Source organism: Xenophilus azovorans DSM 13620, assembly GCF_000745855.1.
Classification (GTDB): domain Bacteria; phylum Pseudomonadota; class Gammaproteobacteria; order Burkholderiales; family Burkholderiaceae_C; genus Xenophilus; species Xenophilus azovorans.
Map to the genome: position 1 here is coordinate 45364 of NZ_JQKD01000026.1, position 21202 is coordinate 66565.

Below are 21202 nucleotides of genomic sequence, written 5' to 3' on the forward strand. Positions count from 1 at the left end.
TCTCCGGTGCGGCGTTGTGGGTCTTATTCGTTGGTCACGCCAACCACTTCTTCCAGGGAAGTCAGGCCCTGCATCACCTTCTGCAGGCCCGACTGGCGCAGCGACCGTACGCCCTCGCGTTCCGCCTGTGCAGCGATGTCCATCGCGCTGCCGTCGCGCAGGATGATCTTCTGGATCTCCTCGCTGATGGGCATGACCTGGTAGATGCCGACGCGCCCCTTGTAGCCGCCGCTGCAGGCCGAACAGCCCACGGGCTTGTAGGGCTTCCAGGTGCCGTCGAGCTGGGACTCCTGGAAGCCGGCATCCAGCAGCGCCTGCCTGGGAATGTCCAGCGCCGGCGCCTTGCAATTCGTGCACAGGCGGCGTGCCAGGCGCTGGGCGGTGATCAGGATCACGCTCGATGCGATGTTGAAGGGCGCGATGCCCATGTTGCGCATCCGCGTGAGCGTGGTCGGCGCATCGTTGGTGTGCAGGGTCGAGAGCACCAGGTGACCCGTCTGGGCCGCCTTGATGGCGATGTCGGCGGTTTCCAGGTCGCGGATTTCGCCCACCATGATGATGTCCGGATCCTGCCGCAGGAAGGCGCGCAGCGCCGCCGCGAAGGTGAGGCCGGCCTTCTCGTTGACGTTGACCTGGTTGACGCCCGGCAGGTTGATTTCCGACGGGTCTTCCGCCGTGGCGATGTTCACGCCCGGCTTGTTCAGCAGGTTCAGGCAGGTGTAGAGCGACACCGTCTTGCCCGAGCCGGTGGGGCCTGTCACCAGGATCATGCCGTAGGGGCGCTGGATCGCGTCCATCAGGCGCTGTTTCTCGTCGGCGTCGTAGCCCAGCGCGTCGATGCCGAGCTTGGCGCTGCTCGGATCGAGGATACGGATCACGATCTTTTCGCCGAACAGCGTGGGAAGGGTGCTCACGCGGAAGTCGATCACCCGCTCGGGGCCGACCTTGAGCTTCATGCGCCCGTCCTGGGGCACGCGCTTCTCGGAGATGTCCAGCTTGGAGATCACCTTGATGCGCGAGGAGAGCTTGTCCTTGATGACCACCGGCGGGCTGGCCACCTCGCGCAACTCGCCGTCGACCCGGAAACGCACGCGGTAGTTGTGCTCGTAGGGCTCGAAGTGGATGTCCGAGGCGCGCATGCTGATCGCGTCGAGCAGCATCTTGTGCAGGAAGCGCACCACCGGCGCGTCTTCCACTTCGGCGATGGACTGGTCGGAGGTGTCTGCGCTCTCGGTGGAGACGTCGTCGAACTCGAACTCCGCACCCACGATGCTGTCGATGGCCTCGGCCGCGCTGGCTGCGGCTGCCTCGACCATGCGCGAGAGCTTGTCGTATTCGGCGATGACCCAGTCCACGCCCATCTGCGACGCGAACTTGATCTTTTCGACTGCCTGCTGATCGGAGGGGTCGGCCGTGGCGACGATCAGACGGTTGTTGCGCTTGCCTAGCACGACGACGCGGTAGGACTGGCACAGCTTGGCGTCCAGCAGGTCCTTGGGCAGACGCTGCGGGTCGATGGCGTCCAGGTCCAGCAACGGGGCGCCGAAGGCGTTGGACAGCGTGTGCGCCAGGTCCGCGGCGGACACGGCACCGGTGCCCGTGAGTTCAGCGATGAAGCTGGTGCGGGTGGTGCGCGACTTCTGGTAGATCTCCTCGGCCGCCTTGGCCTGGAGCTTGCCGGCCGAGATCAGCGCACGCGCCAGCCCGGGCAGGGCAACGGAAGCACTTTCCTTGGCGATGGGATCGGCGGCGGCCATTCAGCAGATGTAAGAAATCGTGAAAATTGAATCACGATCATCGCTGATCGACCCGGCCCTGTAAATTGTCAGCCCGCAACAGTTGTGCGCAGCATTTGGCATTACATGGCCTCGATTGGTCGGGGTGAGAGGATTCGAACCTCCGGCCTCTACGTCCCGAACGTAGCGCTCTACCAGGCTAAGCTACACCCCGATGGTTGCCAGATGTGACGGACTCGTGCTTTCGTTGGGTAACTTAGGCGCGACGCTCGAGCAACTGAGCCGCTAATTGTAGCAAAGCTTTTGTGTGCGAATTCGCGGGCAGCCCCGAAATCGCATCGACCGCGCGCTGCGCTTCCGTAGCGGCGGACTGGCGCGTGGCCTCCAGCGCGCCTGTTTCGCGCACGATGGCCACCAGTTGCGGCAACTTGTCTACATCGCCCGTCTCGATGGCGCTGCGCACCAGCGCGCTTTGCTCGGGGCGGCCGCGCTGCATCGCGAAGATGAGGGGCAGGGTGGTCTTGCCTTCGCGCAGGTCGTCGCCCAGGTTCTTGCCCGTTTCCGTGGCGTCGCCGGCGTAGTCCAGGACGTCGTCCACGACCTGGAAGGCCGTGCCCAGCGCCTGGCCGTAGAGCGCGCAGGCATCCTCGACCTCTCGCGGCACGCCGGCCAGCACGGCGGCCAGCCGGGTGCTCGCCTCGAACAGCTTGGCGGTCTTGGAGCGGATCACGTGCAGGTAGGCCTGCTCGTCCAGGGAGGCGTCGCCCATGTTCATGAGCTGCAGCACCTCGCCCTCGGCGATCACGTTGGTGGCGTCGGCCAGGATCTCCATCACCCGCATGTCGCGGGCATCCAGCATCATCTGGAAGGCGCGGGAATACAGGAAGTCGCCCACCAGCACGCTGGCTGCGTTGCCGAAGGACTCGTTGGCGGTCGGCCGGCCGCGGCGCAGGGTGGATTCGTCCACCACGTCGTCGTGCAGCAGGGTGGCGGTGTGGATGAACTCCACCACCGCGGCCAGATTGAATCGCTGTGCCCCGCGGTAGCCCAGCGCGCCGCTCATGAGCAGCAGGAGCGCCGGGCGCAGGCGCTTGCCTCCGGCGGCGATGATGTAGCGCGACACCTGGCTGACCAGCGGCACGGCGGTCTGCAGGCGCGTTGCGATGACCTTGTCCACTTCCGCCATGTCGTCGGCGATCAGGTCCAGGACGGAGCGGTCTGCAGGCGGGGCGGGGGAGTCGGACAAAGGTATGCGCCGGTGCCGGCGGTAGGGGATGGGGACGGACGAAGGGAAATTATAGGGAGGCATGCCGGCCTGGCCCGGCGTGCCTGGCCCCTTGGGGCTGGTCGTGCTATCATGGAGGGCTTCGCGGAATGAGCCGCGGAGCGTTTTCATTTCCCCGAGAGGATTTCCCATGTACGCGGTCATAAAAACCGGCGGCAAGCAGTATCGCGTTGCCACCGGCGAAAAGATCAAGGTAGAACAGATTGCTGCGGACGTTGGCCAGGAAATCGTGATCGATCAGGTGCTGGCCGTCGGCGACGGCAGCGGCATCCGGGTCGGCACACCCCTGGTGTCCGGCGCCACCGTGACGGCCACCGTGCTGTCGCACGGCAAGCATGACAAGGTGCGCATCTTCAAGCTGCGCCGTCGCAAGCACTATCAGAAGCACCAGGGCCATCGCCAGCAGTTCACCGAACTGCAGATCGGCGCCATCGCCGGCTGATCCCAAAAGGAGCAAGACACCATGGCACAGAAAAAAGGTGGCGGTTCCACCCGCAACGGGCGCGACTCGAAGCCCAAGATGCTCGGCGTGAAGGCCTACGGCGGCCAGGTCGTGAGCGCCGGTTCGATCATCGTGCGCCAGCGCGGCACCCGCCTGCATGCCGGCACGAACGTCGGCGTCGGCAAGGACCATACGCTGTTCGCGCTGGTCGACGGCCGCATCTCGTTCTCGACCAAGGGCGCGCTGAACAAGCACACCGTGAGCGTGACCCCGGTCTGACGCATCACGGAAGGACTTTCACAGCCCTTTCGAAAGCCCCGCTCGCCGGGGCTTTCCCGTTTCTGGGGTTTGATTCTTAAACTGGACCGATCATGAAGTTCGTCGACGAAGCCTTCATCGACGTCGCCGCCGGCGACGGGGGCAATGGCTGCGTGTCGTTCCGGCATGAGAAGTTCAAGGAGTTCGGCGGGCCCGACGGCGGCGACGGTGGCCGGGGCGGGCACGTGCTCGCGGTGGCCGACCCGAACCTCAACACGCTCGTCGACTTTCGCTATGCGCGCCGCCACGAGGCCAGGCGCGGGCAGCACGGCATGGGTTCCGACATGTTCGGCGCGGCGGGCGACGACGTCACGCTGCGCATGCCGGTGGGCACCATCGTCACCGACGCCGAGACGGGCGAGGTGCTGCACGAACTGCTGGCGCCCGGCGAGACCGTGACGCTGGCCAAGGGCGGCGACGGCGGTTTCGGCAACCTGCGCTTCAAGTCCTCCATCAACCGGGCGCCGCGGCAGAAGACGCCCGGCTGGCCCGGCGAGCGCAGGAGCCTGAAGCTGGAGTTGAAAGTGCTGGCCGACGTCGGCCTGCTGGGCATGCCCAATGCCGGCAAGTCCACGCTGATCAGCGCCGTCTCCAATGCGCGGCCGCGCATTGCCGACTACCCCTTCACCACCCTGCACCCGAACCTCGGGGTGGTGCGCATCGGGCCGGAGCAGAGCTTCGTGGTGGCGGACCTGCCGGGGCTGATCGAAGGCGCCTCCGAGGGGGCCGGCCTGGGTCACCTCTTCCTGCGCCACCTGCAGCGCACCCGGCTGCTGCTGCACGTGGTGGACCTGGCGCCCTTCGACGAGGGCGTGGATCCGGTGGCGCAGGCGAAGGCGATCGTCGCGGAGCTGAAGAAGTACGACGAGGCGCTGTACCGCAAGCCGCGCTGGCTGGTGCTCAACAAACTGGACATGATCCCCGAGGAGGAGCGCGCGGCGAAGGTCAAGGACTTCGTCAGGCGGCTGCGTTTCAAGGGGCCGGTGTTCGAGATCTCGGCCCTGACGCGCGAGGGCTGCGAGCCGCTGATGCAGGCGGCCTACCAGCAGGTGCGCACGCAGCAGAAGGCCGAGCAGCCGACCGCGCCGGCCGATCTCGATCCGCGCTTCAGCCGCCCGGCCGATTGACTCCGCCTTCCGAGAAGATGACGTCCAACGATTCCTCCTCCGCCGTGCTGCGCGATGCCCGCCGTATCGTGGTCAAGGTGGGCTCCAGCCTGGTGACCAACGAGGGCCGCGGCCTGGACGAGCGCGCCATCGGGGAGTGGTGCCGCCAGTTGGCGGGGCTGGTCAAGGCGGGGCGCGAGGTGGTCATGGTGTCCAGCGGTGCCGTCGCCGAGGGCATGAAGCGCCTGGGTTGGACCGCCCGGCCCAAGGAGATCAACGAACTGCAGGCCGCCGCCGCCGTCGGGCAGATGGGCCTGGCGCAGATGTACGAGACCAAGCTGCGCGAGAACGGCCTGGGCAGCGCGCAGGTGCTGCTCACGCATGGCGACCTGGCCGACCGCGAGCGCTACCTCAATGCACGCTCCACGCTGCTCACGCTGCTCGACCTGAACGTCGTGCCGGTCATCAACGAGAACGACACGGTGGTCAACGACGAGATCAAGTTCGGCGACAACGACACGCTGGGCGCGCTGGTGGCCAACCTGGTGGAGGCCGACGCGCTGGTCATCCTCACCGACCAGAAGGGCCTGTTCACCGCCGACCCGCGCAGCCATCCCGACGCCAGCTTCGTGCACGTCGGGCAGGCTGGCGATCCGGCGCTGGAGGCGATGGCCGGCGGCGCCGGCTCCAGCATCGGCCGCGGCGGCATGCTGACCAAGATCCTGGCAGCCAAGCGGGCGGCGGGGTCGGGCGCGTCCACCGTGATCGCCTGGGGCCGCGAGCCCGATGCGCTGCTGCGCCTGGCGCGCGGCGAGGCGATCGGCACCCTGCTGGTCGCGCAGACCGCCAAGCACCAGGCGCGCAAGCGCTGGATGGCCGACCACCTGCAGTTGCGCGGCGCGGTCACGGTCGACGCCGGCGCAGCGGCCAAGGTGCGCTCCGAGGGCAAGAGCCTGCTGCCGATCGGGATGGTGGGCGTCGAAGGCGACTTCTCGCGCGGCGACGTCATCGCGGTGCGCGACCCGCAGGGGGTGGAGCTGGCGCGTGGGCTGGCCAACTATTCGAGCGCCGAGGCGCGCCTGCTGTGCCGCAAGCCTTCCGGCGAGTTCGAGCGGCTGCTCGGCTACGCCGGCGAGCCGGAGATGGTGCACCGCGACAACCTCGTGCTGATGGTGCGCGGCGCCTGACTTTCCTGCGGTGGCGTCAGTAGCCTTGGGTTTCCGGCCGCCGAAGCTCGCGCAGCATGTCGTTCACCGAGCCACGGGGTGCATGGCCCTGGCACAGTGACTGCCGCGCCAGTTCGGCGGTGTAGATCGAGTTGCGGTCGTCGATGCGCTTCCACTCGGACGCCGGCACGGTGCTCCAGCCGCTGCCGGTGTAGCGCGCGTAGGTCTTGTACTCCTCGCTGGAGCAGCGCACCCCCTCGTAGAAGGCGTTGACCGTGTCGCTGCCGTCGCGGTAGGCCACCACCACATAGCGCACCACGCCGTCGGGCGCGATCGTGATGGTCTTGGGGTCGACGCCGAACTTCAGCGACATGTAGGGCGGCATCTCGAGGGCCATCAGCCGGCCGACCTCGAACTGCGGCGGCGGGGGGACCTCCGCCTCCTTCCATTCCGGCGCTTCGTAGTTGGACATGTGCGGGTTCTCGCCGCGCTCGATGCGCGCGCGCGCATCATCCGCCCACGCGCCGCCGGCCGGCACCAGCGCGGCCAGCGCCAGGGCGGCGCTAGCGCGCAGGAGGAACGACCAGGGGAGGGGACGGCGTTGCGGGCGCAGCCGCGGGTGACGGAGAGGCATGCTCGATGACGGAGGAGTTGGGATCGGGGTCGAAGGTCGCCCCCGGGGGAAGTTCATAGCCGGGTTCGGCGGCCGGCGGCGTGCGCGGCGCACGGTCGGCCGGGCGGCCGCGCATGCCGCCGCGCAGGAAGCGGTTGCGTGTGTCCTGCCGCGGCAGGAAGCGGGCCAGTTCGGTCAGCGCCATCTCGTAGACGCCGCGCTTGAACTCGACCACCACGTCCAGCGGCACCCAGTAGTCGTGCCAGCGCCAGGCATCGAACTCGGGGTGGCTGGTCGCGCGCAGGTTCAGGTCCCAGTCGTGGCCGACGAACTGCAGCAGGTACCAGATCTGCTTCTTGCCCTTGTAGAAGCCGCGGGCGTCGCGGCGGATGTAGCGCTCGGGCACCGTGTAGCGCAGCCAGTCGCGGGTGCGCGCGACGATGCGCACGTGTTCGGGCAGCAGCCCCACTTCCTCGTGGAGCTCCCGGAACATCGCCTGTTCGGGTGTCTCGCCCCGATCGATCCCGCCTTGCGGAAACTGCCAGGAATGGGTGCGGATGCGCTTGCCCCAAAAGACCTGGCTTTTCTGGTTGAGCAGGATGATGCCGACGTTCGGCCTGAAGCCGTCCCGGTCAAGCATAATCAAACCCCAATTCTTGAACTGGTTCGATTATGCATAGATGCATGCTGGCTGCACCAGTTCGGACCCTTCCAGAGCCTTCAGGGGGCCGCGCCAGCGGCCCTTGCTTTTTCCACTGCAGCATTTGCGACCGCGACCGATGAAAGCGTCCCGATTCCTCGTCTCCACCCTCAAGGAAGCACCGGCCGATGCCGAGGTGGCCAGCCACCGCCTCATGACCCGTGCCGGGATGATCAAGAAGCTGGGCGCCGGCATCTACTCCTACATGCCCATGGGCCTTCGGGTGATCCGGAAGGTCGAGGCCATCGTGCGCGAGGAGATGAACCGCGCCGGCGCGATCGAGCTGACCATGCCGGTGGTGCAGCCGGCAGAGCTGTGGCAGGAGACCGGCCGCTTCGAGAAGATGGGCCCCGAGCTGCTGCGCATCCGGGACCGGCACGAGCGTGATTTCGTCGTGCAGCCCACCAGCGAGGAGGTGGTGACCGACATCGCGCGCCAGGAGATCCGCAGCTACAAGCAGCTGCCGCGGAACTTCTACCAGATTCAGACCAAGTTCCGGGACGAGCGGCGGCCGCGCTTCGGCCTGATGCGCGGGCGCGAGTTCATCATGAAGGACGCCTACAGCTTCGACCGCGACGCCGAATCCGCCAAGGCCAGCTACCACGTCATGGCCCAGGCGTACCGGCGCGCCTTCGACCGCTTCGGCCTGCGCTACCGTGCGGTGGCGGCCGACAGCGGCGCCATCGGCGGCGATCTGTCCGAGGAGTTCCAGGTGATCGCCGCCACCGGCGAGGACGCGATCGTCTACTGCCCCGACAGCGACTACGCCGCCAACATGGAGAAGGCCGAGGCACTGGCGCCCGCCGGGCCGCGTCCGGCCGCCTCGAAGCCGCTGACCAAGACGCCGACGCCCGGCAAGGCCACCTGCGCCGACGTGGCCGAGCTGCTGGGCGTGCCGCTGTCCACCACCGTCAAGTCGCTGGTGCTGGCGACCGATGAAGTGGACGAGGCCGGCCAGCCGAAGGGCGCGCAGGTCTGGCTGCTGCTGCTGCGCGGCGACCATGACATGAACGAGGTGAAGGTCGGCAAGCTGCCGGGCTTCGAGGGCGGCTGGCGCTTCGCCACGCTGGCCGAGATCGAGGACCACTTCGGCTGCAAGCCCGGCTACCTCGGGCCGCTGAACCTGCGCAAGCCGGTGAAGCTGGTGGCCGACCGCGAGGTGGCGGTGATGGCCGACTGGATCTGCGGTGCGAACGAGCCCGACTTTCACATCATCGGCGTGAACTGGGGCCGCGACCTGCCCGAGCCCGCGCTGGTGGCCGACCTGCGCAACGTGGTCGCGGGCGATCCGTCGCCGGACGGCAAGGGTGCGCTGGTCATCGAGCGCGGCATCGAGGTGGGCCACGTGTTCTACCTCGGCACCAAGTACAGCAAGGCGATGAACGCCACCTTCCTCGAAGAGGACGGCAAGCCGCGCTTCATGGAGATGGGCTGCTACGGCATCGGCATCACGCGCCTGCCGGCCGCGGCCATCGAGCAGAACCACGACGAGCGCGGGATCATCTGGCCCGACGCGATCGCGCCCTTCACGGTGGTCGTGTGCCCCATCGGCATGGACCGCAGCGAGGCGGTGAAGCAGGAGGCCGAGCGGATCTACGCGGACCTGCTGGCGGCCGGCGTGGACGTGATCCTGGACGACCGCAACGAGCGCCCGGGCGCCATGTTCGCCGACTGGGAGCTGATCGGCGTGCCGCACCGCATCACCATCGGCGACAAGGGCCTGAAGGACGGCGTGGTGGAGTACCAGCATCGCCGCGACGCGTCCGCCACCAAGGTGCCCGCGGCCGAGGCGGCCGCATTCGTGAAGGGCCGGCTGGCCGTATGAGCGCCCAGCGCGCGCAGGACGCGTCGCGCCGCCGCTGGCTGCTGCGAACGGCCGCACTGCCGGCGGCGCTGGCGCTGCCGGACTGGGCGCTCGCCGGCGCCCAGGTCGAGGAGCCGCTGGCCGATTCCGTGCGCACGGCGCTGTCCTCGGCCATCCACAACAAGGCGCCGCCGGTGCCCGAGTTCGACGACACCGAGTCGCGCCTGGGCTACCTGCGCTGGCTGGGCGAGATGGGCGAGCGCATCCGGCGCAAGGTGCCCGACCGGCGCACGCGCTTCGAGCTGCTGCAGACCATCTGGTACGAGTCGCGCCGCGCCGGGCTCGACGTCAGCCTCGTGCTGGGCCTGATCCAGGTCGAGAGCAACTTCCGCAAGTTCGCCGTCTCCAGCGCCGGCGCGCGCGGGCTGATGCAGGTGATGCCGTTCTGGACCCGCGTCATCGGCGATGGCAACCCGGCGGTGCTGTTCCACATGCAGACCAACCTGCGCTTCGGCTGCGTGATCCTGCGCCACTACATCGACCGCGAGCGCGGCGACCTGTTCATGGCGCTGGGCCGCTACAACGGCAGCCGCGGCCGTGCGCCGTACCCCAACGCGGTGTTCGCCAACCAGCGCGCCTACCGCTTCGACCATCGCGCGCCGCCGGCCTGAACGCGCCGGGTTAACACGGGGAACGCGGCGGCGGCACGCCCCGTATCCTCATTGGCCTCAAGGGGGCTGGCGCCGTTTTTGCTTGGCCCCTTCGCATCCGTCTTTCCATCTTCCCGGAGAACTGATCCATGCGAATTGCAGGCCGTCGGCGTTTCTTGAATCCCGCGATGCTCGCGCTGGCCGCAGCCGCCACCGGCGCCGCCATGGGCGCGGCGCAAGCCAGGGACCTGGTGGTGGCGCTGAAGACCGAGCCCACGTCGATGGACCCGCAGTACCACGCGCTGACGCCGAACATCCAGTTGTCGCAGACGCTGTTCGACCCGCTGGTGTGCGGCGACGCCGACCTGGTGCCCAAGCCCTGCGTGGCCGAGTCCTGGAAGGCCGACGGCAAGGTGTGGACCTTCAAGCTGCGGCCCAACGTGAAGTTCTCCGATGGCAGCCCGCTGACGGCGGACGACGTCGTGTTCACGCTCAACCGCGTGCCCAAGGTGCCCAACAGCCCGTCGTCCTTCAAGGTCTACCTGCAGAAGGTGGAGAAGGTGGAGGCGGTCGATCCGCTCACGGTGCGCATCACCACCTCCGAGCCCTATCCGCTGCTGGCGATCAACATGGTCGGCCTGCCCATCATGTCGGCCAAGGCCATGGCCGGCAGCGCGCCCGAGGGCAAGACCACCACCGAGCTGAACTCGGGCAACGGCCTGGTCGGCGCCGGCCCCTACAAGTTCGTGTCGTGGAAGCGCGGCGCCGAGATCGTGTTCGAGCGCAACCCGCACTACTGGGGCCCCAAGCCGGCCTGGGACAAGGTCATCTACCGGCCCATCAGCAACCCGGCCGCGCGCGTGGCCGCGCTGCTGGCCGGCGACGTGGACCTGATCGAGGACCCGCCGACCGACGACCTGGAGCGGCTCAAGAAGGACTCGAAGCTGCACGTCGAGACCAAGGCCTCCAACCGCGTCATCTACGTCGCGCTCGACCAGCACGGCGCGCCGTCGCCCGGCATCACCGACACCGGCGGCAAGAACCCGCTGCTGGACAAGCGCGTGCGCGAGGCGCTGTCGCTGGCGATCGACCGCGACGCGCTGGTGGCGCGCACCATGGGCGGCGTGGCCACCGCGGCGGCGCAACTGCTGCCCTACCCGATGTTCGGCGCCAGCGACAAGCTGACCAAGGCCGCCAAGGCCGATCCGGAAAAGGCCAAGGCGCTGCTGAAGGAGGCCGGCTACCCCAACGGCTTCACGATGGTCCTGGGCGCGCCCAACGGCCGCTACATCAACGACAGCAAGGTCGCGCAGACGCTCGCGGCGATGTGGACGCGCGTCGGCGTGAAGACCACCATCGACTCCAACGCACCGGCTGTGTTCTTCAAGAACCGCGATGCCTACGCCTACAGCGCCTACCTGGCCGGCTGGGGCACGGCCACGGGCGAGATGTCCAACACGCTCAACTCCCTGCTGGTCACGCCCGACAAGGACAGGGGCGTGGGCACCACCAACCGCAGCCGCTATTCCAACCCCGAGATGGACAAGCTGGTCGAAAGCTCCGCGGCCATGATGAACGACGGCGCCCGCGCCGCGGCGCTGGCGCGCGCCAGCGAGATCGCGATGGCCGACTTCGCCATGCTGCCGATCCACTTCGAGCACTCGGTGTGGGCGATGAAGAAGAACGTGCGCTTCCAGGGCCGGGCCGACCAGCAGACGATGGTCCAGTACGCCACTCAGGCCAACTGAGCCCCTAGGGGGCGGCGGCCTGCCGCGCGCCCCGGCTTCCCGCGATGCTTACTTTCATCATCCGGCGCCTGCTGCAGGCCCTGCTGGTCATGGCCGTGATGTCGGGGCTGGTGTTCGTCGGCCTGTACGTGGTCGGCGACCCGGTCTCGATGATGGCCAGCCCTGAGGCCACTGAACTGGACCGCGAGGAGATCCGCCGCAACTTCGGCCTGGACCGGCCGCTGCTGGAACAGTACGCGGTGTTCATGTCGCACGCCCTGCGGCTGGACTTCGGCCGCAGCTTCCTCACCGGGCAGCCGGCCATGGGCCTGATCCTCGAGCGCATGCCGGCCACGCTGGAGCTGGCCTGCGTGGCCATGCTGATGGCGCTGCTGGTGGGCGTGCCGCTGGGCATCTGGGCCGGGCTCAAGCCCACGGCCTGGAGCACGCGCGGCATCATGACCGGCTCGGTGCTGGGCTTCTCGCTGCCCAACTTCTGGGTCGGGCTGATGCTGATCATGGTGTTCGCCGTGTACCTGGGCTGGCTGCCGGCCAGCGGGCGCGGCCAGGTGGCGCAGCTCGGGCCGCTGTCGCTGAGCATCCTGACGCTGGACGGCTGGTCGCGCATCCTGCTGCCGGCGCTGACCATCGCCATGGCCAAGTGCGCGCTGATCATCCGCGTGACCCGCGCCGCCACGCGCGAGGCGCTGCCCATGGACTACATCAAGTTCGCGCAGGCCAAGGGCCTTCGGTGGGGGCGCATCCTGCGCGTGCACCTGCTCAAGAACATCCTGATCCCGATCGTCACCGTGTTCGGGCTGGAGTTCGGGCAGGTGGTGGCCTTCGCGGTGGTGACCGAGACCATCTTCGCCTGGCCCGGCATGGGCAAGCTGCTGCTCGACTCCATCATCACGCTCGACCGCCCGGTGGTGGTGGCCTACCTGATCCTGATCGTGTTCTTCCTGGTGATGGTGAACCTGCTGGTGGACATCCTCTACTCGGTGCTCGATCCGCGCGTGCGGCTGCAGGAGGCGAAGGCATGAGCGAACCTGCTGTGCTCACGGCCGATGCGGCGCCCGTGCCGCCGAAGCCCGAGACGCCCTGGCAGCGCCTGCGCCGCGAGTTCCTGGCCAACCGGCTGGCGGTGCTGGGCCTGGTGCTGCTGGTCGCCACTGTCCTCGTGGCGGTGCTGGCGCCCTGGATCGCGCCGCAGGACCCGTACGACATCGGCAAGCTGGACATCTTCGATTCCAAGCTGCCGCCGGGCAGCCGGAGCGCCGACGGCGCGATCACCTACTGGCTGGGCACCGACGGCCAGGCGCGCGACCTGCTCTCGGCCATCTTCTACGGCCTGCGCACCAGCCTGGTGGTGGGCGGCGTCTCGGTGCTGGCGGCGCTGGCCATCGGCAGCGTGGTCGGGCTGGTGGCGGCCTACTTCGGCGGCTGGGTCGATGCGCTCTTGATGCGCATCGTCGACATCCAGTTGTCCTTCCCCGCCATCCTGGTGGCGCTGATCCTGCTGGCCATCCTCGGCAAGGGCGTGGACAAGGTGATCATCGCCCTCATCATCGTGCAGTGGGCCTACTTCGCGCGCGCGGCGCGCGGCGCCGCGCTGGTGGAGCGGGCCAAGGAGTACGTGGAGGCGGCGCAGTGCATGTCGCTGGGCTGGCCGCGCGTGCTGATGCGCCACATGCTGCCCAACTGCATGCCGCCGCTGATCGTCATCGCCACCATCGACCTGGCGCACGCCATCGCGCTGGAGTCCACCTTGTCCTTCCTGGGCGTGGGCGTGCCGGTGACCGAGCCCTCGCTGGGCATGCTGATCTCCAACGGCTTCGAGTTCATGCTCTCGGGGCACTACTGGATCTCCTTCTTCCCCGGCATCGCGCTGGCGGTCGCGATCATCGGGCTGAACCTGGTCGGCGACCACCTGCGCGACCTGCTCAACCCGCACCATGCGCGCTGAAGCATGAGCCCCTCCGCCGCATCGTCTTCCCCCGTGCTGGCCGTCGAGGGCCTGTGCACGCACTTCTTCACCCACGGCGGCGTGGTCAAGGCGGTGGACGGCGTGGACCTGTCAGTCGACGCCGGCGAGGTGCTGGGGCTGGTGGGCGAATCGGGCTCGGGCAAGAGCATCACCGGCTTCTCGATCATCGGCCTGGTGGACGAGCCGGGGCGCATCGTGGCGGGCCAGATCCGCTACCTGGGCGAGCCGCTGGTGGGCGCCAGTGCGCAGCGGCTGCGGCAACTGCGGGGCAAGGAGATCGCGATGATCTTCCAGGACCCGATGATGACGCTGAACCCGGTGCTGCGGGTCGACACGCAGATGATCGAGGCCATCCAGGCGCACGAGCGCGCCAGCCGTGCTGCCGCCCGCGCCCGCGCGCGGGAGGTGCTGGCGCAGGTCGGCATCCCGGCGCCCGACGAGCGCCTCGCGGCCTACCCGCACCAGCTCTCGGGCGGTATGCGCCAGCGGGTGGCGATCGCCATCGCACTGCTCAACCGGCCGCGGCTGATCATCGCCGACGAGCCCACCACGGCGCTGGACGTGACCATCCAGGCGCAGATCCTGTACGAGGTGCAGAAACTGTGCCGCGACACCGGCACCGCCATGATCTGGATCTCGCACGACCTGGCCGTGGTGTCGGCGCTGGCCACGCGCATCGCCGTGATGTACGCCGGGCGCGTGGTCGAGAGCGGCCCCGCGGCCGAGGTGATCCGGCATCCGGCGCATCCGTACACGCGCGGGTTGATCGACTCCATCCCTTCGCGCGAGACGCACGGGCAACTGCTGCGCCAGATCCCCGGCATGACGCCCTCGCTGCTGCACCTGCCGCCCGGCTGCGCCTTCCATCCGCGCTGCGGCCGGGCCGACGCGCGCTGCCGCGAGGCGCCCGGCGTCACGTCCGCCGGCCCTGCCGACGCGGCGCCCGCGGACGTGCGCTGGCTGCGCTGCTGGCATCCGCTGGAGGAAGTGGCATGAGTGCCGATGTTGTGACGGACGCAGCTCCCGCCGTAGCGGTCGAGGGCGACGCGCCCCTGCTGGAATTGCGCGGCCTGAGCAAGCGCTTCGAGCAGCCGCTGGACGTGGCCGCGCGCCTGGCCAACCTGCTGGGCGCGCGTCAGCGGGCCAGCGTGGTGCATGCCGTCAGCGACGTCGACCTCGCCGTGCGGCGCGGCGAAGTGGTGGGCGTGGTGGGCGAGTCCGGCTGCGGCAAGTCCACCCTGGGCCGGATGATCGCCGGCGTGATGCCGCCCTCCGCCGGCGAGCTGCGCTACCGCGGCCGGCGCGTGGCCGACATGGCGCCGCGCGAGCGCAAGGCCTATGCGCTGGGCGTGCAGATGATCTTCCAGAACCCGATGGCCTCGCTCAACCCGCGCATGCGGGTGCTGGACATCGTCGGCGAGGCGCCGGTGGTGCACGGCCTGGTGCCGGCGGCGCGCAAGGCCGAGCACGTGGCCCGGCTGCTGGAGCAGGTCGGGCTCGACCCGGACTACGCGCAGCGCTACCCGCACCAGTTCTCGGGCGGGCAGCGCCAGCGCATCGGCATCGCGCGCGCGCTGGCGCTGAAGCCTCAGCTCATCGTGTGCGACGAGGCGGTGGCGGCGCTGGACGTGTCGATCCAGGCCCAGGTGCTGAACCTGTTCCTGGCGCTGCGGCGCGAGCTGGACCTGACCTACCTCTTCGTCAGCCACAACCTGGGCGTAGTGGGGCACGTGTCGGACCGGGTGGTCATCATGTACCTGGGCCGCATCGTCGAGGAGGCGCCCACCGACGTGGTTTTCCGCGGGCCGCAGCACCCCTACACCCGCGCGCTGCTGGCCGAGCTGCCGACGCTCGATGCGCGGCGGCGCGACTACCGCCCGATCCAGGGCGAGCTGCCCTCGCCGCTGGCACCTCCGCCGGGCTGCGCCTTCCACCCGCGCTGCCCGCACGCCATGCCCCGCTGCCGGGTGGAGGCCCCGCTGCTGCGCCAGCGCGGCCCCGGCCACCGCAGCGCCTGCCATCTGGACGACACGCCGTCCATCGCATCGTGAACCGCCCCATGACCCCTGCCGCCGACCCCTCCGCCGCCGTCCAGCGCGACGTGCCTGGCCCCTTCACGCCCTACACGCTGCGCCTGCCCGAAGCCGAGGCGCTGCCGCTGGTGTGCGACTCGCCGCACAGCGGCACCCGCTACCCGGCCGACTTCGGCTTCGCGCTGCCCTTCGAGCTGCTGCGCAAGGGCGAGGACACCGACGTCCACGTCCTGTGGCAGGCGCTGCCGGGCGTCGGCGCCACGCTGCTCGCCGCCGAGTTCCCGCGCTCGTACATCGACCCGAACCGCGAGGTGGAGGACATCGACCCGGCCATGCTGGCCGAGCCCTGGCCCGGGCCGCTGCAGCCCAGCGAGAAGACGCGGCTGGGCATCGGCCTGATCTGGCGCGACGCCGGCAAGAACGGCCTGAACCCCATCTACCGGCGCAAGCTGGGCGTGGCCGAGGTGCGGCGGCGCATCGCCGACTACCACGCGCCCTACCACGCGGCCATGCGCGAGCAGATCGAGGGCGCCTACGCCCGCTTTGGCGCGGTGTGGCACCTGAACCTGCACTCCATGCCTGCCGACTCGTACGAGAGCCTGGGCATCCGCACCGACAAGCCGCTGGCCGACTTCGTGCTCGGCGACCGCGACGGCACGACCGCGTCGCCGACCTTCACCGACGCGGTGGCGCAGGCGCTGCGCAAGCGGGGCTTCTCCGTGGCGCTCAACGACCCCTTCAAGGGCGTGGCGCTGATCGCCCGCCTGGGCCGCCCCGCCGAGCGCCGCCACAGCCTGCAGGTCGAGGTGCACCGCGGCCTGTACATGGACGAGGCCACGCGCGAGCGCAGCGCCGGCTTCAGCGCGCTGCAGGCCGCGTTAACCGAGGTGGCGCAGGAGCTGGCCGCCTTCGTCCGATCCGAACTGCCCGCCGGGAGCCGCTGAATGACGTTGATCGCCGACATCGAGGCCGAGCAGGCCGCCTTCACCGCGCTGCGGCGCGACATCCACGCGCACCCGGAGCTGGCCTTCGAGGAGCACCGCACGTCCGAGCTGGTCGCCGCGCAGCTCGAGCAATACGGCCTGGAGGTGCACCGCGGCCTGGGCCGCACCGGGGTGGTCGGGGTGCTGCGCGGCACGGGGCAGCGCATCGAAGGCGCCGCCGAGCGCCGCCTCGGCCTGCGCGCCGACATGGACGCGCTGCCCATGCCCGAGCACAATCGCTTCGCCCACGCCTCGAAGCACCCGGGCCGCATGCACGGCTGCGGCCACGACGGCCACACCACCATGCTGCTGGCGGCGGCCAAGCACCTCTCGCGGCACCGCGACTTCGCCGGCACGGTGCACTTCGTCTTCCAGCCGGCCGAGGAGGGCGGCAACGCCGGCGCCAAGGCCATGATCGACGACGGCCTGTTCGAGCGCTTCCCCTGCGACGAGATCTACGGCATGCACAACATGCCGGGCTTCGCGGCCGGCCACTTCGCCTTCCGCAAGGGGCCGGCGATGGCTTCCAGCAACCGCTTCGACATCACCGTGCGCGGCACCGGCGGCCATGCGGCGCAACCGCACAAGGCGGTCGACACCATCGTCATCGCGGCCGAGATGGTGGGCGTGCTGCAGACGCTGATCTCGCGCCACAAGAACCCGATCGACATCGCGGTGCTCAGCATCACGCAGATCCACGCCGGCGACGCCTACAACGTGCTGCCCGGCGAGGCGGTGATCCGCGGCACCGTGCGCACCTTCAGCACCCAGGTGCTGGACGACATCGAGGACCAGATGCGCCGCGTGGCCGAGACGCTGCCGCAGGTGCACGGCGGCAGCGGCGAGCTGCATTTCCACCGCGCCTACCCGCCGCTGGTGAACTGGCCCGAGCCCACCGAGTTCGCAATGCAGGTGGCGCGCGAGGCCTTCGGCGCCGGGCGCGTGACGGCCGACACGCCGCAGCACGGCGGCGCGGAAGACTTTTCCTTCTACCTGGAGCGCGTGCCCGGCTGCTACCTGTTCCTGGGCAACGGCGAGGGCGCGCACCGCGAGTCGCCCTACGAGGGCATGGGCCCGTGCGAGCTGCACAACCCCAACTACGACTTCAACGACGCGCTGCTCCCCATCGGCGCCAGCTACTGGGTGAAGCTGGTGCAGGCTTTTTTCAAGCGCGGCTGAGCGTGTCCCCGGTGGCTCATACGACAGTCCGGTCACGCTGAGCTTGTCGAAGCGTCGCGCGAGGCTTCGACAAGCTCAGCCTGAACGGTGTGTGTCGATTGAACGCGAATCCGGTCAAGGCTCGGCCGCCGTCGAGCCCTGGTCGCGCGTGACCATCACCTGGTCGATGCGGTGCGCGTCGACGTCCATCACCTCGAAGCTGAAGCCGCCCCAGCGCACACGGTCGGTGCGCTTGGGCACGCGGCGCAGCATCACCATCAGGAAGCCGGCCAGCGTCTCGTATTCGTCGGGATGCGGCAAGGCATCCAGGCCCAGCGCGCGCTGCACGTCCTGGATCGGCGTGACGCCGTCGACCAGCCAGGAGTTGGCGTCGCGCTGCACGATCTGCGGCTCGTCGTCCGAGGCCGGCACCAGGTCGCCCATCACGGTGCTCATCACGTCGTTGAGGGTGATCACGCCCACCACCAGGCTGTACTCGTTGACGACGATGGCGAAGTCCTCGTGCGCCTGGCGGAACTGCTCCAGCACCTCGGTCAGCGTCAGCCGGTCGGGGATCACCAGCGCGCGGTGCAGCGGCAGGCCCTTGGCTAGGTCCAGCGGCTGGCCGCCCAGCACGCGCTGGAACATGTCCTTGGCGTCCACGTAGCCCAGCACGTGGTCGATGTCGCCCTCGCACACCGGGTAGGCCGAGAAGGGCTCGGCCAGGATGCGCGCGCGCAGCAGGGCGTCGGTGTCGTCGTGGTGCAGCCAGACCACGCGCTCGCGCGGCGTCATCACGCTGCTGACCAGGCGGGTGTCCAGCTCGAACACGTTGGCGATCACCTGCTGCTCGCGCAGCGCCAGCACGCCGGCCTGGGCGCCGGCCTCGGTCATCGCCAGGATGTCGGCCGAGGTGATCTTGTCCTCGCGCTCGACGGGCAGGCCCAGCAGGCGGAAGAGCTGGTCGGTGCAGCGGGTGAACAGCCAGGCCAGCGGCATCAGCAGCGTGATCAGCCAGCGCATGGGGCGCACGATGCGCATCGCCAGCCGCTCCGGGTCGTTCATGCCCAGGCGCTTGGGGAACAGGTCGGAGAAGACCAGGAAGGCCGCGATGATGGTGACGAAGGACGCGGCGAAGGCGGCCCGCTGCGCGGTGGCGGGCTCCCACCACAGGGCGAACAGCTCGGCGAAGTAGGGCGTCAGCGCCCCTTCGCCCAGCACGCCGCCCAGGATGGCGATGGCGTTCACCCCGATCTGCACCACCGTGAAGTAGTGGCCCGGCTGCTGCTGCAGCGCCAGCACCTGCTGCGCCCGGGCGTCGCCCTCGTCGGCGAGCTGGCGCAGCCGCAGCCGCCGGGCGGCGGCCAGGGCGATCTCGGCCAGCGAGAAGAAGGCGCCGGCGGCGATCAGCGCGGCGATGACGAGCAGGCTTTCGGTGAGGGACATCGGGCTGCCCGGCCGCCGGAGGAAGGCCGGCCGCGGCGCCCGAGAGGATAGCGGCTCGGCCGCCCCCGGCGCGCTACTGCACGAAGCCGATGCGCCCGCGCGCGGCGCCGGGGCTGCGCGGCAGGTCGTCCACCTGCACGTGCTCGCGGCGGTCCAGGCGGGCGTTGCCGAAGCCGGTCATCAGCGCGCGCCGCATCTCGCGCGGGGCCAGCGCGGCCAGCGCGTCGAGCAGGTCGTCGGCCGGCTCGGCGGCGAACTGGCGGCCCCAGTCGTGCTCGCCGCGGATCGAGGCGTACAGGTTGCGCGCGATGCGCCGCGCCTGCTCGGGCGAGGGGGCCTCGATCTCGAACACGTTCATGCGGTTGAGGATCGGCTCGGGTACGGCGCGCTCGTCGTTGGCGGTGGTGATCCAGATGACCTGGCTGGCGTCGATCGCCACCTCGGCGAACTCGTCGACGAAGCTGTGGGCGGTGTCGTGTTCCAGCAGCGAGTACAGCGCGCCCAGCGGGTCGTACTGCGCGTCGGCGCTGGCCTTGTCGATCTCGTCCACCACGATCACCGGGTTGGCGTACTGGCCGTCGACCAGCGCCTCGAAGACCTTGCCGGGGCGTGAGCCCTTCCACTGTGCGCTGGCGCCCGAGAGCAGCCAGCCGGCGGTCATGGAACTCATCGGCACCAGCTGCATGCCGGTGCCCAGCAGCTCGGCCAGCTTGCGTGCGAAGTGCGTCTTGCCGATGCCCGGCGGGCCCAGCAGCAGCATCGGCGTGACCTCCAGCCCGTCCTGCGAGTCCTGCGCCAGCGCGACGTGGCGGCGCACGTCGTCCAGCGCGTCGGTGAAGTTGGGCAGTTGGTCGTAGAGGGCGGCCATGTCGGGCACGCCGCTGGGCTTGACCTGGAAGCGCTCGGGGCCGCGTTCGAGCATGCGTTCGTAGGTGCTGCGCAGGTGCTCGTGCTCGCGTTCGGGCAGCTTGGCCAGCTTGCGCTCGACCTCGTGCGTCTGGTAGACGCTGCGCAGCTGCGCCACGGGCAACTGGAAGGACGCGCTGGCCGGAACGAGACTGCGGGAATCCATGGACACCTCCGAATCGAACTCGCGTGACGCACAGCATAAGCCGTGCCCGCGCCTTCGTGGTGAGGAGGATTTCGCGGCTGACAGCGCTTGTCTCGCCGCGACTACAGGCCGCGTCGGATGAAAGCCTCTCAGGCTCTCAGACGCCGCCGGTGGGATGGGTGGGGTCCACCCACAGCACCGCCTCGGGCTTCTCCACCGGCTCGATGTCGATGTTGACGGCCACCGCCTCGCCGTCGCTGCGGCACAGCACGCACTCCAGCGGCTCGGTGGCGCTGGCGTTGATCTCCTGGTGCGGCACGTAGGGCGGCACGTAGATGAAGTCGCCGGGGCCGGCCTCGGCGGTGAATTCGAGGTGCTCGCCCCAGCGCATGCGGGCCTTGCCGCGCACCACGTAGATCACCGATTCGAGGTGCCCGTGGTGGTGGGCGCCGGTCTTGGCGTCGGGGTGGATGGTGACGGTGCCGGCCCACAGCTTGCGCGCGCCGACGCGGGCGAAGTTGATGGCGGCGGCCCGGTTCATGCCGGGCGTCTGGGCGGTGTTCGTGTCGAGCCGGTCGCCGGGGATGACGCGCACCCCGTCGTGCTTCCACGCCGGCTCGGCATGGCCGTGATCGTGCGGGTGATCGTGGGCCATGGCGCGGCGTTCAGGCCGGCTGGGCCAGCACCTGCTGCAGCTCGCCCGACTCGTACATTTCCATCATGATGTCCGAGCCGCCGATGAACTCGCCGCGCACGTACAGCTGCGGGATGGTGGGCCACTGGCTGTAGTCCTTGATGCCCTGGCGGATCTCGGGGTCGTCGAGTACGTTGACCGTGGTGACGGCCTTGGGATCGACGCCGCAGGCCTTCAGGATCTGGATCGCGCGGCCGGAGAAGCCGCACATGGGGAAGCTGGCGCTGCCCTTCATGAACAGCAGGATGTCGCTGCTCTTGACAAGGCCATCGATGCGTTGCTGGACGTCGCTCATGGGGTGTT

Annotated in this window: 21 protein-coding genes and 1 tRNA gene; 13 read left to right on the forward strand and 9 right to left on the reverse strand. The window is 69.4% G+C overall.

Going from position 1 to position 21202, the window contains the following annotated elements:
• Positions 1–23 precede the first annotated feature (23 nt).
• From pilB to Q392_RS15715, 3 genes are all read right to left on the reverse strand, one after another.
• Entirely contained in the window at positions 24–1757 is a 1734-nt protein-coding gene (gene pilB, locus Q392_RS15705) for a type IV-A pilus assembly ATPase PilB (protein ID WP_038209655.1), read from the reverse strand.
• 116 nt (positions 1758–1873) lie between these two features.
• A tRNA-Pro gene (locus Q392_RS15710) sits at positions 1874–1950 on the reverse strand.
• A gap of 42 nt (positions 1951–1992) precedes the next feature.
• Positions 1993–2922, reverse strand: a complete 930-nt coding sequence (locus Q392_RS15715; RefSeq protein ID WP_051953549.1) for a polyprenyl synthetase family protein — start codon at positions 2920–2922, stop codon at positions 1993–1995.
• Positions 2923–3151: 229 nt separating this feature from the next.
• Between Q392_RS15715 and rplU the strand changes: the two genes are divergently transcribed.
• From rplU to proB, 4 genes are all read left to right on the forward strand, one after another.
• On the forward strand, positions 3152–3463 hold the full coding sequence (rplU, locus tag Q392_RS15720) for a 50S ribosomal protein L21 (RefSeq protein WP_038209660.1): 312 nt from the start codon (positions 3152–3154) through the stop codon (positions 3461–3463).
• 21 nt (positions 3464–3484) lie between these two features.
• The gene (rpmA, locus tag Q392_RS15725) at positions 3485–3742 is read left to right on the forward strand and encodes a 50S ribosomal protein L27 (RefSeq protein WP_038209663.1); all 258 of its coding nucleotides are present in this window, start codon (positions 3485–3487) and stop codon (positions 3740–3742) included.
• A gap of 92 nt (positions 3743–3834) precedes the next feature.
• The gene (cgtA, locus tag Q392_RS15730; RefSeq protein ID WP_038209667.1) at positions 3835–4908 is read left to right on the forward strand and encodes an Obg family GTPase CgtA; all 1074 of its coding nucleotides are present in this window, start codon (positions 3835–3837) and stop codon (positions 4906–4908) included.
• A gap of 17 nt (positions 4909–4925) precedes the next feature.
• Positions 4926–6074: a glutamate 5-kinase gene (gene proB, locus Q392_RS15735; RefSeq protein ID WP_038209670.1), complete on the forward strand. Its 1149-nt coding sequence runs from the start codon at positions 4926–4928 to the stop codon at positions 6072–6074.
• Between the two features lie 16 nt (positions 6075–6090).
• On the opposite strand, the gene Q392_RS15740 is transcribed toward proB, so the two are convergent.
• Both Q392_RS15740 and Q392_RS15745 read right to left on the reverse strand, forming a co-directional pair.
• Positions 6091–6687, reverse strand: coding sequence for a CNP1-like family protein (locus Q392_RS15740; protein ID WP_245610731.1), 597 nt, complete (start codon positions 6685–6687; stop codon positions 6091–6093).
• Positions 6617–7306 (reverse strand): RNA pyrophosphohydrolase, encoded by a 690-nt coding sequence (locus Q392_RS15745; RefSeq protein ID WP_038209673.1) that lies wholly within the window; start codon positions 7304–7306, stop codon positions 6617–6619. The genes Q392_RS15740 and Q392_RS15745 overlap by 71 nt, the downstream gene beginning before the upstream one ends.
• A 139-nt stretch (positions 7307–7445) precedes the next feature.
• Here Q392_RS15745 and Q392_RS15750 point away from each other — a divergent pair, with 139 nt between their 5' ends.
• The 9 genes from Q392_RS15750 (at position 7446) to Q392_RS15790 (ending at position 17729) form a co-directional block, all read left to right on the forward strand.
• On the forward strand, positions 7446–9191 hold the full coding sequence (locus Q392_RS15750; RefSeq protein ID WP_038209676.1) for a proline--tRNA ligase: 1746 nt from the start codon (positions 7446–7448) through the stop codon (positions 9189–9191).
• Positions 9188–9841 (forward strand): lytic transglycosylase domain-containing protein, encoded by a 654-nt coding sequence (locus tag Q392_RS15755; RefSeq protein WP_038209680.1) that lies wholly within the window; start codon positions 9188–9190, stop codon positions 9839–9841. The genes Q392_RS15750 and Q392_RS15755 overlap by 4 nt, the downstream gene beginning before the upstream one ends.
• Positions 9842–10008: 167 nt before the next feature.
• Positions 10009–11568, forward strand: coding sequence for an ABC transporter substrate-binding protein (locus Q392_RS15760; RefSeq protein WP_245610732.1), 1560 nt, complete (start codon positions 10009–10011; stop codon positions 11566–11568).
• A 44-nt stretch (positions 11569–11612) separates the two neighbouring features.
• Entirely contained in the window at positions 11613–12590 is a 978-nt protein-coding gene (locus Q392_RS15765) for an ABC transporter permease (protein ID WP_038209693.1), read from the forward strand.
• Positions 12587–13513 carry an ABC transporter permease gene (locus Q392_RS15770; protein ID WP_038209695.1) on the forward strand — a complete coding sequence of 309 codons (927 nt, stop codon included), beginning with the start codon at positions 12587–12589 and terminating at the stop codon, positions 13511–13513. The genes Q392_RS15765 and Q392_RS15770 overlap by 4 nt, the downstream gene beginning before the upstream one ends.
• 3 nt (positions 13514–13516) lie before the next feature.
• Positions 13517–14530: an ABC transporter ATP-binding protein gene (locus Q392_RS15775; protein ID WP_038209698.1), complete on the forward strand. Its 1014-nt coding sequence runs from the start codon at positions 13517–13519 to the stop codon at positions 14528–14530.
• Positions 14527–15585 (forward strand): ABC transporter ATP-binding protein, encoded by a 1059-nt coding sequence (locus Q392_RS15780; protein ID WP_051953541.1) that lies wholly within the window; start codon positions 14527–14529, stop codon positions 15583–15585. Before Q392_RS15775 ends, Q392_RS15780 begins: the two co-directional genes overlap by 4 nt.
• Positions 15586–15593: 8 nt before the next feature.
• Entirely contained in the window at positions 15594–16511 is a 918-nt protein-coding gene (locus Q392_RS15785; RefSeq protein ID WP_084217097.1) for an N-formylglutamate amidohydrolase, read from the forward strand.
• On the forward strand, positions 16512–17729 hold the full coding sequence (locus Q392_RS15790; RefSeq protein ID WP_038209700.1) for a M20 aminoacylase family protein: 1218 nt from the start codon (positions 16512–16514) through the stop codon (positions 17727–17729).
• A 114-nt stretch (positions 17730–17843) separates the two neighbouring features.
• Here the strand turns inward: Q392_RS15790 and paeA are convergent, their stop codons facing one another.
• The 4 genes from paeA to grxD all read right to left on the reverse strand — a co-directional run bounded on the left by paeA (position 17844) and on the right by grxD (position 21194).
• Positions 17844–19154, reverse strand: coding sequence for a polyamine export protein PaeA (gene paeA, locus Q392_RS15795; RefSeq protein WP_038209704.1), 1311 nt, complete (start codon positions 19152–19154; stop codon positions 17844–17846).
• A gap of 73 nt (positions 19155–19227) precedes the next feature.
• On the reverse strand, positions 19228–20226 hold the full coding sequence (locus Q392_RS15800; protein ID WP_038209706.1) for an AAA family ATPase: 999 nt from the start codon (positions 20224–20226) through the stop codon (positions 19228–19230).
• A gap of 136 nt (positions 20227–20362) precedes the next feature.
• Positions 20363–20860: a cupin domain-containing protein gene (locus Q392_RS15805; protein WP_038209707.1), complete on the reverse strand. Its 498-nt coding sequence runs from the start codon at positions 20858–20860 to the stop codon at positions 20363–20365.
• A 10-nt stretch (positions 20861–20870) separates the two neighbouring features.
• Complete coding sequence (gene grxD / locus Q392_RS15810; RefSeq protein ID WP_038209710.1) at positions 20871–21194, reverse strand: Grx4 family monothiol glutaredoxin; 324 nt, start codon at positions 21192–21194, stop codon at positions 20871–20873.
• Positions 21195–21202: the final 8 nt, after the last annotated feature.